This is a genomic window from Capnocytophaga sp. G1920 (genome assembly GCF_051417515.1).
On record NZ_JBPRKH010000003.1, the window covers coordinates 159,408 to 173,400 of the forward strand.

9 protein-coding genes are annotated in these 13,993 nt (G+C 41.7%); 2 read left to right on the plus strand and 7 right to left on the minus strand.

Features of this window, described 5'->3' with window-relative positions:
* Positions 1–446: 446 nt before the first annotated feature.
* Positions 447–2,078 carry a C45 family autoproteolytic acyltransferase/hydolase gene (locus tag ACSQ7D_RS03510; RefSeq protein ID WP_437135394.1) on the plus strand — a complete coding sequence of 544 codons (1,632 nt, stop codon included), beginning with the start codon at positions 447–449 and terminating at the stop codon, positions 2,076–2,078.
* 826 nt (positions 2,079–2,904) lie between these two features.
* On the opposite strand, the gene ACSQ7D_RS03515 is transcribed toward ACSQ7D_RS03510, so the two are convergent.
* Entirely contained in the window at positions 2,905–4,128 is a 1,224-nt protein-coding gene (locus tag ACSQ7D_RS03515) for an exonuclease SbcCD subunit D (protein ID WP_437135395.1), read from the minus strand.
* A gap of 64 nt (positions 4,129–4,192) precedes the next feature.
* Between ACSQ7D_RS03515 and ACSQ7D_RS03520 the strand changes: the two genes are divergently transcribed.
* A complete protein-coding gene (locus ACSQ7D_RS03520; protein WP_437135396.1) occupies positions 4,193–5,359 on the plus strand; it encodes a THUMP domain-containing class I SAM-dependent RNA methyltransferase in 1,167 nt (388 codons plus the stop codon).
* 4 nt (positions 5,360–5,363) lie between these two features.
* Here the strand turns inward: ACSQ7D_RS03520 and ACSQ7D_RS03525 are convergent, their stop codons facing one another.
* The 6 genes from ACSQ7D_RS03525 to ACSQ7D_RS03550 are packed head-to-tail and all read right to left on the minus strand — an operon-like array spanning position 5,364 to position 13,981.
* The gene (locus ACSQ7D_RS03525) at positions 5,364–6,125 is read right to left on the minus strand and encodes a hypothetical protein (protein WP_437135397.1); all 762 of its coding nucleotides are present in this window, start codon (positions 6,123–6,125) and stop codon (positions 5,364–5,366) included.
* A gap of 5 nt (positions 6,126–6,130) precedes the next feature.
* The gene (locus ACSQ7D_RS03530; protein WP_437135398.1) at positions 6,131–6,664 is read right to left on the minus strand and encodes a c-type cytochrome; all 534 of its coding nucleotides are present in this window, start codon (positions 6,662–6,664) and stop codon (positions 6,131–6,133) included.
* A 10-nt stretch (positions 6,665–6,674) separates the two neighbouring features.
* Complete coding sequence (locus ACSQ7D_RS03535) at positions 6,675–8,486, minus strand: quinol:electron acceptor oxidoreductase subunit ActD (protein ID WP_437135399.1); 1,812 nt, start codon at positions 8,484–8,486, stop codon at positions 6,675–6,677.
* The gene (locus ACSQ7D_RS03540; protein WP_437135400.1) at positions 8,467–10,398 is read right to left on the minus strand and encodes a family 20 glycosylhydrolase; all 1,932 of its coding nucleotides are present in this window, start codon (positions 10,396–10,398) and stop codon (positions 8,467–8,469) included. Before ACSQ7D_RS03540 ends, ACSQ7D_RS03535 begins: the two co-directional genes overlap by 20 nt.
* Before the next feature lie 5 nt (positions 10,399–10,403).
* Complete coding sequence (locus tag ACSQ7D_RS03545) at positions 10,404–13,256, minus strand: 4Fe-4S dicluster domain-containing protein (RefSeq protein WP_437135416.1); 2,853 nt, start codon at positions 13,254–13,256, stop codon at positions 10,404–10,406.
* 23 nt (positions 13,257–13,279) lie between these two features.
* Positions 13,280–13,981 carry a cytochrome c3 family protein gene (locus ACSQ7D_RS03550; RefSeq protein WP_437135401.1) on the minus strand — a complete coding sequence of 234 codons (702 nt, stop codon included), beginning with the start codon at positions 13,979–13,981 and terminating at the stop codon, positions 13,280–13,282.
* Positions 13,982–13,993 lie beyond the last annotated feature (12 nt).

Here is a 13,993-nt window from a genome sequence, read left to right on the forward strand (position 1 = left end):
GTGCTAATTTGCTAATCTACTAATCTGCTAATTTACCAATTTTTATTCTGACTGCAAAAGTAGTAAAAAAATACCAATTACCAATTTTTAAACTACTTTTGCTCTGTCTTACTTTCTTTTTACCATTGTTTTACTTTGGTTTATTTAACTGTTTTTAACAATTCACTTTTTGCTCTTAATTATTAATAATCAACTTTTTATATACCCTTTCTATACCAATCGTCCAAGATTCGTATAAGCTTCCTATAAGCTTTCTATAAGCTAAGTATACTCTTCTACTACCTTCGACTATCTCCGATATTATCCGAATCCGTACGAATTTTTACTATATACTCAGAAAACTACAATTTTCGCATTTCTGGTATTATTGGCATTATTGGCATTTTGGGTATTAAAAAATAATCTCTATTTTTGCACCTTAATCAGCAGTTCGAAGAGTCGGCATAATGAAAAAACTCTTACTTCTTACTTTTTACCTCCTGCTCACCTCTTGCGGTATTTTCTACAAGAAAATCACTCCGCCTGAGGTAACCTATCCGTACCAGAAACCTCAAATTACTGCACTAAATGATACGTTGCGGTATTTTCAGGATAACTATATTGCAAAGAATCAACAAGGCTTGTGGGAGCTCTACCTTTCAGGAAATCCCTATCAGTTAGGGCTCAATTCGGGTGCCCTTACTGAGCCTTTGTACCACCGTCAGGATAGTCTACTTTTTGTTAAACTCAATCATTTCGTACCTTCACAGCGCAAACAGCGTTTTTTGCGCAAGTTCGTCAAATGGTTCAATCGAGATATCAATAATTGTGTGATACCCCCTTTCCGGCAAGAACTCTGGGGACAAGCGCAGTACTCCGATACGATTTTCAACTACATAGCCCCTGCTTATCAGCGCACCCTTTACCTGCATTCGGCTCACGATTTAGGGCACGCTTTGCAAGATTTGATGCTCGTAGGCTGTTCTTCATTAGCGGTTTGGGGCGATAAAACCGAAGATGGTCAGCTCCTCATAGGGCGCAATTTCGATTTTTATCTCTCCGATGACTTTGCTACTGAAAAGGTAGTGCGATTTGTGCGTCCTGAGGAAGGCATTCCTTTTATGAGTTACGCTTGGGGCGGAATGATAGGTGTACTCTCGGGTATGAATCTCGAAGGTCTTACGGTTACTATCAATGCAGGAAAGTCATCTATTCCGCTGAAAGCTCGCACCCCTATTTCGCTCCTCTGCCGTGAAATCTTGCAGTACGCCAAAAATATCGATGAGGCGATTGCCATTGCTAAAAAGCGAAAGGTATTCGTGTCCGAAGCTATAATGGTGGGGAGTGCTACCGACGGCAAAGCAGTAATCATCGAGGTTTCACCCAAAAAGTTTGGGGTGTACGAAGCTCCTAATGCAGTGCTTTGCGCCAATCATTTCCAAAGTGAAGTATACAAGAAAGATAAGAAGAATCTCAAACAGATACGCACTTCGCATTCAGCGTATAGATATGCCAAAATGCAGGAGTTCCTAACAGAAGAACCTAAGCTGAACCCCTCTAAAATAGCTACACTCCTCCGCAGTACCGAAGGCTTACACGCCGATTCCATAGGCTATGGCAATGAGAAAGCGCTCAACCAGCTATTGGCACATCACGCAGTGATTTTTAAACCTCAAGAACGTTTGGTATGGGTATCGACAGCTCCTTATCAGTTGGGCACTTTTGTAGCCTATGATTTGAAGCAGATATTTGCTACCAAAGCTTATCCGTCGCACAGCCCTTATCCTCAAACTTCCTTAAATATTCCGCCCGACCCTTTTATGTATACCCAAGCGTTTAAAGATTACGAAGCGTATAGGGTATTAGAACAACAGATAGAAACACATTTGCGCGAACACACCCCTATTGTAATAGACGAGGTAAAGCACATAACAAGTCTCAACCCGCATTATTGGAAAGCCTATTATTTATTAGGGCGAGCTTATCAAACACAAGGTAACAAAGAAACCGCACACCAACTCTTCCAAAAAGCCCTCCAATGCGAAATACCGTATAATGAAGAACGAGAAAAGATTCAAAAATTAGTCAATAAAAATTAGTCAATAAAAATTAGTAACACGTATTAAACTTGCTTTTGCAGAAATCCAAAAAGAATTCTCTTACTAATTAGCATCAGTTTGATATATATAACACTGATTTACGGTTGTATTTACGTTATAATCAGTGAAATTTAAGCAACTCGTTGCTAAAATCCGTGCACTTTAGTTCTATAATATTGAACTCAATCGGGGTCTAAATCCGCGCAATCCGTGTAATCTGTGCGAGATTTTAAAGTAGCGAAGCAACTTATTTGTTTGATTTTTTTTAAGATTTGTAATATTTGTGTAGCGTAAGCTACACTTTTAATTAGCATCAGTTTGATATATATAACAGTGATTTACGGTTGTGATTACGTTATAATCACTGAAATTTAAGCAACTCGTTGCTAAAATCCGTGCACTTTTGTTCTATAATATTGAAATCAATCGGGGTCTAAATCCGTGCAATCCGTGTAATCTGTGCGAGATTTTAAAGTAGCGAAGTAACCTATTTGTTTGATTTTTTTAATATTTGTAAAATTTCTGTAGCGTAAGCTACACTTTTAATTAGCATCAGTTTGATATATATAACACTGATTTACGGTTGTATTTACGTTATAATCAGTAAAATCTAAGCAACTCGTTGCTAAAATCCGTGCACTTTTGTTCTATAATATTGAAATCAATCGGAGTCTAAATCCGTGCAATCCGTGTAATCTGTGCGAGACATTTAAAACAGCAAAGCTGTTTATTTGTTTGATTTTTTTAAGATTTGTAAGATTTCTGTAGCGTAAGCTACACTTTTCTTACATCGAACTCACATCAATTAACCACTAACCATTAACCATTAATCATTCGCTTTCTCCATTGCTTCATCAAACAAAGGTTTATAGAATTCAGGCAGTTCTTTTTGGAATTTATTTTGGTAAACCCTTTGTAGTACCTCATAAGGTTGCAGGTCGTTTAAAGTAATTTCCTTTTGCAAAGTTTCCTTTGTAGTGTTTTGTTGCTGTTGGTAGCGCACATCTATACGCGCCAAGCGTACGTGTTTATGAGCGATAGCTTTCAGTATGCTGTTTTTGAGTTCAGGAGCAGGTTCGTTTAGTAATACTTTTACTTCTAAATAAGGGGCAGGAGTATGAGTAGTTCCCTTAGGTAAAGAAGCCAAAGCATTCAGCACTTCTTTAACCGGTAGTGGTCGTTCAGGCACGCTTAACATAGGAGTATGCAACGGAATAGGCACCGTTTTAATATCCTGTACACGTCCTTTTTCTAATGAAAAAGCCACCACTTGATGCTGATAATGCTTTTCTGAAAATGATAAGGGTATAGGGCTTCCCGAGTAGCGTATATGAGCTTTACCACCTAAGGCTTGAGCTTTGTGAATATGTCCCAAAGCAATGTATTGTAACACGTTAGGAAAGCTCGTAGGTTTGAAGCCTTCTATTCCCCCAATAATAGGACGCTCAGCCGTGTCCTCATCGCTGAGTTCTGCTCCCAAAGCGTGCAGATGTCCCATAGCAATCAGCGGTTTCCCTTTGGCAATAGCTAAAGCCTTTTCCGTAATTTCGCGGTAGAAAGCCTCCACCCCTTGAGTATAATCGGGGTTAGTAGCTTCATTTTTAGGAGTATCCCCTAAGCGGAGAAAAGGCACAGCAAGGCAGTAAGCCATTACTTCCCCTTTTTCGTAAAGCGGAATAATAAGACGTTTGTAATCTATCTCTCTCTGTTCATTTCTTTTCACATATCCTACCAAATGCACTTGTGTATCTTCCAAGAGTGGTTGGGGCATTTCAAGGCGTACAGGCGAATCGTGATTACCCGCAATAGCTATAATTTGCAGTTGAGGGAAACGCTCAGTTGCTTGATGAAGAAAATGATAAAACTGCTTTACCGATGCCACTGCAGGGTTAGCAGTATCAAACACATCACCACTGATAAGTAAAACATCAGTATGTTGTTCTTCAATAATTTGCAAAAGATTATCCAAGAAATATTGATGTTCGTTATAGCGGTCGTATTGGTAAAACGTTTGTCCTAAGTGCCAATCGGCAGTATGTAGCAAGTTCATTTTTCAGTTATTTATTTTCTCAAATGGCAAAAATAATGTATATTTGCCATATTTTTATATACTAATGGAAAATAATTATAAAATGGTAGCCAAAACTTTCTTTGGCTTTGAAGATATTTTAGCTGATGAATTGCGCAATTTAGGGGCTATGCACGTAACCAAAGGCGTTCGCAGTGTACAGTTCGAAGGCGATAAAGGCTTTATGTATAAGGCAAACCTCTGCTTGCGTACCGCTTTAAAAATACTGAAACCTATTGCTTCTTTTTATGTGCGTAGTGAGAAAGAATATTACCAAAAACTCTATGACTTCAATTGGCAAACCTATCTAAGAGTAGACCAGACCTTCGCTGTTACAGCCACCTTACAAACCGAACTTTTTAATCACTCTCAATACGTGGCTTTAAAAGCCAAAGATGCCATTGCTGATGCTTTTCGCAGTGCCACTGGTCGTCGTCCCAATGTAGATGTATTACACCCCGATTTGGAGATACATATTCATATTCAGCGCAACGAAGTAATTGTGTCACTCGATAGTTCGGGCAATTCACTGCATCAGCGCGGGTATCGTACAGCTACCAATATAGCTCCTATCAACGAGGTGCTCGCTGCTGGTATCCTACTGCTCAGCGGTTGGCAAGGGCAGTGTGATTTCTTAGACCCTATGTGTGGTAGTGGTACTTTTTTGATAGAAGCAGCTATGATAGCTTGTAATATTCCAGCCAATGTACACCGAAAAGAATTCGCTTTTGAACGTTGGAACGATTTTGATGAAGACCTCTTTAATCTTATCTTTGGCAGTTGTATTAAAAAAATACGAGAGTTTCACCACCAAATTATAGGATATGATAAAGCACCGTCAGCAGTAGCCAAAGCCAAAGATAACTTAAAAAATGCTGACCTATCTGAGTACATTCAAGTATTCCAAAAAGACTTTTTTGCTACTGAAAAAGAAGATAAACAGCAACCATTACATATGGTGTTTAATCCTCCTTACAATGAGCGCCTACAAACCGATGTAGAACAGCTTTACTCATCAATAGGCAACACTCTTAAACATCATTACCCCAATACCGATGCGTGGTTTATCACTTCTAATTTAGAAGGTATAAAATATGTAGGATTGCGTCCTTCACGAAAAATAAAACTCTTTAATGGTAAATTAGAAAGCCGATTGTTACAATATAAGATGTACGAAGGAAGTAAGAAAGCTAAAAAACAAGCCGAAGAGTAAAGTTCTATTTTACAAACGGCATTACCATTAGATAGAAGTTGAGGTATTGCCCTAATAATATAAGGATAGCTGTTCCAAAAAGGAGCAACTTTTTTTGTTTGGCTTTGGAGGAAAGCAAGATGAGAAAAGGTAGTGCAAAACTGAGAATGAGCATTGCTACAATAGCCTCTCCATAGCCTTTGCTGAGAAGGGTTTGGTAATAAACAGTTTCTTCGGGGATATTGGCGTACCATATCAGCATATATTGTGAGAACCACAAATAAGCCCAAAAAATAGAGAATCCAAAGAGGTATTTGCCTAAATCAGAATAGTGCTCTGGCTTGCTAAATAAGGTAATGAGGGCAATGCCTGAGAGCAGAAAACTGCTGAGCAATTGCCACGCAAAGAGGGTGCTGTGCCATTCGGGAGTGAGACTTAAAAACCAATCCCACGCCATTGGAGTTTCGGTAAGAAAGAAAATAACTAAAAATAGTACGTGAGGCGTTAAACTCTTAAACTTTTTTAAAGTATGGCGATACCCCACCCATACTGCCATATAGCCCACAGTACGCAATAAAAAATAAGGTTCGTGATGCACTATATACAGCACTCCCAATAAAACTAATAACACTAACCATAAAGGTGTTGTGATACGCTTCATTATAGGGTACAAACTCATAGCCCACTCAGCGTGCGTAACTTTGTTAATAGCATAGAACACCAGCACCCCTACTAACGTAAGCGCTACAAACAACAAAATTGAATATGTTAAAAACAATATGCTCATACTTCTTACCTCTTATCTCTTAGCTGTTCAACGTACATTGCTACTTGCCAGCGTTCTTTCTCATTCAGCTGATTAGCAAAAGCGGGCATTGTATTGCGTCCGTAGTAGAGTACGTGGTAAATGCTGCCTTCGGTGAGCTCTCTGCTCTTGTAGTTGGGAACGCCTAAAATCTTCTCCCTTTGCACTAAAATGCCTTTGCCGTCGCCTTTCTCACCGTGACAGAGCGCGCAATAGATACCGTAAAGTTTTTTGCCATCGGTTAGGTTTTGAGTTTGTTGTAGGGTATCAGTTGCTAAGGGGTTGCCCAATTGTGCTTTAGCTTGCTCATACCCTTCAATAGTATTAGGGTAGCGGTAGGGCAACTCACCTCTTTTTACAGTGTGTTCAGGAGGGGAGAGCGGTGCGACTTCATAAGTTTTATAAGCAGGACTCTTGTACATATCGGGCATAAACTCAATGTTGCGCTCTTGCTTGTTCCTACACCCAACTACCAATAATATTAGCAATAAATACTTTATATAATTATTAAAATGTTTCATTTCTTACCTCTTACTTCTTATCTCTTACCTGAATTACAAATTTATCATCACTACTTTTCTTTATAGGATTTTCAGCTTTTTTGAATGGATATAACCTACTTCTGATAAAGAAACTAATCACCAATAGATGCGCTGCAAAATATACAACCAACTCGAATATTATGGGTACAAAAGAGGGGAGGTTTTGCCAGAAAGTGGCATTAGGCTTTCCGCCAATATCCATTGGCCAGTCTTTTATCATTGTGAAATAGGTGAGCCAACACCCGAAAAACAAGCCTATGAGTCCGTATAGAAAAGTGGCTTTACCTAAACGCGTGCGCTTGAGCCCTAAGGCTTCGGCTAAACCGTGTACATAGAAAGGCGTATATACTTCTTGAATTTCTCTACCTTCTGATTTTAATTCTTTTATTTTATCTAAAAGTTCTTCAGGCGAGTTAAGAGTTAAGAGGTAAGAGTTAAGAGACTCCTGCCTGCTAACATCTGTCCCCTGACATCTGTCCTCAGACACCTGAGACCTGACACCTTTCACTTCTGCTTGTGCAATCATTGGGAAACTCCTTGCATATAATAAGAACAACAAAAAGAAAAATCCTAAAGTGCCTACAAATATCCCTATATCCACCCACGTAGGACTGAACATCGTCCACGATGAAGGCAGATAGCCGCGGTGCAGTGAGGTAACGATAATTACAAAACGCTCGAACCACATCCCCACACATACTACCAAAGCAACGCATACTGAAAAGGCAATACTACGGCGTAACTTTTTGAACCAAAGCAGTTGAGGGAGGACTATATTGCAAATAATCATCGTCCAGAATGCCCACGCATAATCACCTGTAGCACGATTTATGAAGACGTATTTTTCAAACTCCGAGTGAGAACGCATCGCCATAAAAAACTCGGTGAGGTAAGCAACCGCTACAATACTACCTGCCACTAACATCACGGTATTCATCAACTCGATGTGTTTGAGGGTGATATAGGTTTCTAACTTGCATACTTTGCGCAAGATAATCAGTAGCAAACTAACCATTGCAAACCCCGAAAAAATAGCCCCTGCAACAAAGTAGGGCGGGAAGATAGTAGTGTGCCAGCCAGAGACCACCGAAGTAGCAAAATCAAAAGAGACGATAGTATGCACTGAAATGACTAACGGAGTGGCAATACCTGCCAAGAGCAACATTGTTTCTTCCATACGTTGCCAATCTTTGGCACGCCCGCTCCACCCAAAGCTCAGCAAGCTGTAAATCTTCTTCTGAAAAGGCTTGAGAGCACGGTCACGCAACATCGCAAAATCGGGGAGTAAGCCCACCCACCAAAAAACTAAAGATACCGAAAAGTAGGTAGCAATAGCAAAAACATCCCATAACAAAGGCGAGTTGAAATTGTCCCACAACGAGCCGTATTGGTTAGGAATAGGCAAGTTGAAATGCAACAACCACGGTCTGCCCAAATGTAGGATAGGGAAGATACTCGCTTGCAACACAGCGAAAATAGTCATTGCTTCAGCCGAGCGATTGATAGCCACCCGCCACTGTTGGCGAAAGAGCAACAATACCGCCGAGATGAGCGTTCCTGCATGCCCGATACCTATCCACCACACAAAGTTGGTGATGTCCCACGCCCAACCTACGTTTTTGTTGAGCCCCCACACGCCTATGCCGTCGCGCAAGGTTACCCATATTGCCCATATCCCCCAGAGGGTCGCAAAAAGGGTAATGCCAAAGGCAATCCACCACGCGCGAGAAGCACGACCTTCGATGGGGCGCGCTATATCTTCACTGATGGTATGATAGGATTTATCGTTGAGTATCTGCATAAATAAGATTTTTTACAGCATCCTTGCCGTCGGGAGTTACAAACACACAAGTGAATTGCCATTTCACCAATCGCACTTCAGGGGTAGAGAAAGCACCCACAGGTAGCTTGAGCAACACTTTATTCCATCCCTTGTTGAGCCTAACTTGTAAAGGAGGACGCACTTGAAAATTTTCGTTAGTAAGAGGTATTTCGTTAGAGAGCTCTCTGTGAGTTGATTCCCATATAGGAGGAGAGAGTTCAGTATTGTTTAGCCAAATTTTACTCTCCTTGTAATCCCATTTGCCTTGTGGCGGAGGGAGATCTTTTTCCGACCGACTGTAATCTTGAAAACTTACCCATAAACCAACCGATTGTTCTTCGGGTGAATATACATAAGTGTACGCATAAGCAGTGTGGTTGGGTTGAGGTTTTTTATAGAAAGCAGGTACAAGGTTACCCCAAGTATGTCGCAAATAAATGCCAGCCCCTATAGCTTTATGGGTGTGATAAGTTTTTCCTTCATAAGAGTAGCTTTCTTTTAAGGCTTTCTCAGGCGGAAAAGATAGAGAAAGGTTGCCATTATTAGGGAATGCATCGGTAATGCGCCAAACTACTTTCGTTTGAGGTACGTAGGCAAAGGGTTCGGCAGTAAAGTGATGGGTTTTATGCCAACACATACGCCTTTCAAAATCAGCAAACTGCCGGAATATAGGGTCGCTGGTATCAGTAGGGAGCATAGTGCCTTTGCCATCAAAATATTCGCTACCTCCTCCTTTCCAAGAGCGTTCGGCTAAGGCGAGCATTGCAGGATAGAAATTGTTTTGGATGAGAATATTTCTCTCTCCTCTGATATAGCGGTCATTCCACAGCCCTATAATAGCTCCCGCGTGCTCATCGTCGCCTTGGGCTACATTTAAAATTCTGCTGTTGTAGAGGGCAACCAAATCGGCAAAAGCATCGAAATGATTGATATAGTGAAATTTGCTATCGATAGCAGGGATGCCTTTTTGTGCTTTACCCCGATAGCTCCACAGTTGGGTCATATCTATTTCACCTGCTTTATATTGCCACCCAGGATTCCAAGAAATCACCTTTTTGCCTTTATTACGCAGGTAAGCCACCATTTCAGGTACAAATTGCGGATTGCTAAAAACTACTTCATCAGTGCCTATATGAATATAAGGAACATCAAAATTTTCGACTACCTCATCCAATAGTTCTTTGAGAATTGCCATTCCTTTTTCCGATTGCATATCTACCCCAAAAGCCTTTTCAAAAGCGCGACTGTGTCCAGGCATATCAATTTCGGGGATGAGCAATACATTGTGTTCTTTGCAGAAAGCAATCAACTCTTTGGCTTCTTGTAGGGTATAGTATTGGGCAGGCATACGCTCATAGCTAGACGGTGCATTGAGTTCAGGATAAAGCAAACTCTGCAAACGCCACCCTTGATTTTCGGTGAGATGCCAATGAAATACATTGATTTTGTACTGCGAAAGTAGTGCTATTTCTCTTTTCAACTCCTCCAAACTCATAAAGGTGCGCCCCACATCTTGCATAAAACCACGCACTCTAAAAGCAGGATAATCAATAATTTTGCACCCTTCGTAATAGGCTTTATTGCCTTTGGTAACCAAAAGTTGTTTTAGGGTTTGTTTTGCCCAATACACGCCTCTCCCACTGATCGCCCGAATGAGGATATAATTTTTGGTAACTTCCAATAGATACCCTTCTTCTTTATTGATAGGAATTTCGGGCAAATCGGCTACTCTTTCTACAATAATGAGCGGGCGCATTTCTGCCGAGGCTACCTTGTAACGTTGTCCATTAGCGATGACTTGTTGTGGCTCAGGCAACAAGTGGTCTATCCCTGCATAAAGCACACAAGGAGAAACACACCAAAAGTATATCAAAAATATGTAAAACTTCATAAATTCTAATTCCTAACTTTCACTTGATACACCACATTAGGGTCGGTGTTGAGCTCAGCTAAAAGCTGATACATACGTTCGCTGGCACTGAGTTGGGCAATTTTGCTTTCTTCTTCGTTAGCATCGCCAAATACCATAGCTCCTGTGTTACAAGCAGCGGCACAAGCTACTACATTGTTGAACTCTCCTGGGGCAACTGCACGACCTTCTCTTTTGGCTTTTAGAATCACCGCTTGGGTGTTCTGGATACAGAGGGAACACTTTTCCATTACCCCTCGCGAACGTACCGTTACATCGGGGTTGAGCACCATACGCCCTATTTCGTTGTTCATATTGTAGTTGAACTGCTTGTTTTCACTATACTGAAACCAGTTGAACCGGCGTACTTTGTAAGGGCAGTTATTGGCGCAATAACGCGTGCCCACACAGCGGTTGTAAGCCATTTGGTTTTGTCCTTGCTGTCCATGAGCGGTAGCGATTACAGGGCAAACAGTCTCACAAGGGGCATTATTACAATGCTGACACATCACGGGCTGAAAACCAACACACCTTTGTTCGTTTTCTCTTGATTCATAACGATCGATGCGCAACCAGTGCATATCGCGTGAGCGACGCACCTCTTCTTTGCCTACTACGGGCACATTGTTCTCGGCGTGGCAAGCGATCACACAAGCCGCACAACCCGTGCAAGCATTCAGGTCGATAGAGAGTTTAAAGTGATGTGGGCTGGTAGAGTCTTTCTTTGTTTTAGGGGGTTGAGGGTTCCACACTTCGGCAGAGGAGTTTAAGAAAGTATCTAAACTGATTTCTTTCAGGATATTTTTGCGCCCTACCAATTCATTTTGCAGTTGCAAGCAGGCAAATTCGTGTGTGCCGTCTGCTTTTTCTATCTGTACGCCTTGGTTTTTACAATGGTCTTTATAAAGAGGGAAGGCATTCACGCCTATTTGCATTTCGGTTTGTATACCTGACTTGCGCCCATAACCTAAGGCAAGCCCCACACTGCCTTGCGCTTGTGCAGGAGTGATGAGTACGGGAGCGATGATACTTTTGCCGTTAACACTCACTTTCGCCTGATGCCCGTCCAAAGCACCATCAGCTGTATGCCAATTTTCAATACTCAGACGCTGGGCATCGCTGGGGTGCATCGTGAGGAAGTTATCCCACGTAGTGCGGTGGATAGGGTCGGGGAGCTCTTGTAGCCAAGGATTGTTAGCCTGCTGCCCATCGCCCAAAGCGGTGCTAGTGTAGAGAGAAAGTTCAAAAGGCGATTCCGTTTGGCTTATAAGTAATTGAGAGATAGATATATCAGTAAAAGATTCTTTGGTGCGGAATAAACTTAGTCGTTCCTCTTCTTGTTGTTCAAAATCAAATCTTTTTTCCTTATCTACAAAAGTGCCGTCGTGTAGGGCTTGTTCCCAAGGAAATCCTTTTAAGATATGGCCTTCCCAATGAGCTTTGATAAAATCGTAATAGCTCTCCTTGTGTCCTATCCATTGCAAAAAACAGTCTTGCCATTGGCGGGTGTTGAAAAGCGGACGTATACAAGGCTGCATCAGTCCGTAGTGCCCGTATTTAAATTCTACATCGCCCCACGACTCTAAATAATGAGGTTGAGGCGTCCAAAGGGTCGTTTGCACGGCAGTTTCATCAACACGTATCGCAAAGGATACCGAAAAAGGTACTTTTTTCAAGCCTGTGGCAAATGCTTCGGCGTTAGGCAAACTGTATAAAGGGTTGAGATTGTTGATAAAGAGAACGCCTACCTTGCCTTCGTTCATATCGGTGAGCAATGGTTTGAATTTCCACACTATATCTCCTTTGCGCGTGAGTACGGGTGTTTCAGGTATAAAAGCCTTGCTTTTCAGTCTTTTATTCAGCGCAAAGGTGAGTTCTTGGGCATTGTCCTTATCAATACCTGTTACGATTACGGCATCACTACCCGCTTTTTTTACTTCATCGGCTATTGCTTTGAGTTTTTCATTGATTTCAGCAGGAAGATCTTCAGAATGAGAAGTTTGATATTCTGTTAAAAAAATATAGAATTGTGCTAAAGCTATTTTTAGTTGTTGAGGGGTGAGGGCGATACGCTCATCGGCATTAGCGCCTGTAAGGCTGAGGTTAGCTTCCAACTGAATATGGCGCGACATTCCGTTTGCTTTGCTGGGGATACGTCCTTGCGCATAGCCTGCTTCATAGCCCCCGCCATTCCAATCGCCCAAGAAATCGGCATCAAAGGAAACAATGAGCTTTGCCTTGCTGAAATCGTAATCAGGCATTGCACGCAATCCATAGCGCCATTCAAAAGCGGTGAGAATAGCATCTTCTGATATGGTATCGTATTCAACGAGCTTAAAGGTAGGGTATTTTTCTTTTAATAGTTCTACTAAGGCATAACTTGACGGGCTTGCGAGTGTTTGGCTGAGCATCACAATTTGCTTGCCTTCAGCTTTTGCTTTCTCTAAGGCTGAAAGAGTATCGGTGTCAATTTTCTGCCAAAAACCTTCCCCTGCAATGGTGGGAGGTTTCCTATTTTCGTCGTATAGACTCAATACCGATGCCAATATCCTTGCATTCACTGCCCCTCCTGCTTTGGCTTCGGGGTTGCGCAATACAGCAATGGGGCGCCCTTCGCGAGTTTTCACCAGTACGCTGGCAAAGTCAAAACCATCGGCGATGCAAGTAGCGTAGTAATTGGCTTCACCTGCTACAATACTTTCGGGCTGTATCACATACGGAATTGTTTTGTGTACAGCACCTTCGCAACCTGCCAAGGCTACCACCGCCGTAGAAAAACCTAAGAATTTTAGGAAATCCCGCCGTGATGTTGGTATGTTATGTATGGACTCTTTAGTCATTTGTAACTCGTAATTCGTAATTATTAGTAGTGGCATTTAGCACATTCTAAGCCTCCCATTTCGGCAACCGTCAGTTTGGCTACATTTAGCTTTTTAGCCAAAGCCTTATGCACTTCTTCATAGTGCTGATAATAAGGGTTGTTAGCATTCACAGGCATTTGGCGGTGGCAGTTTATACACCACCCCATCGTAAGAGGAGCGTGCTGGTGTACCACCTCCATTTGTTGTACTTCTCCGTGGCATTTCTGACATTCCAATCCACCCACTGCTACGTGCTGACTGTGATTGAAATAAGTAAAGTCGGGGAGTTTGTGAATGCGCACCCACTGCACCCCTTTAGGAGTACCCGTATAGCGAAATTTCTGCTCGTCCCAGCCTACTGCTTCGTATAATTTCTTGATTTCTTTGGTATAAAATTCTTTAGTGTAACCATTGGCGAGATCCTCCTCACCCTCATATTCCGAAATGGTATTATGGCAACCCATACATACATTGAGTGAGGGCACACCTGCTACTGCCGAAGTCCGTGCCCCTGAGTGGCAATATTTACAATCGATTTGGTTATCACCTGCGTGAATTTTATGAGAGAAGTGAATAGGTTGTATAGGTTCATAGCCCTCGTCTACCCCTATCTGCATCAGAAAGGCGTAAAGAGCGTAAGTAATACCTAAAAAGGCAATGATAAGGGTTGATATAATGATAATCTTTTTTAATTGATAATTCATAATTGACAATTG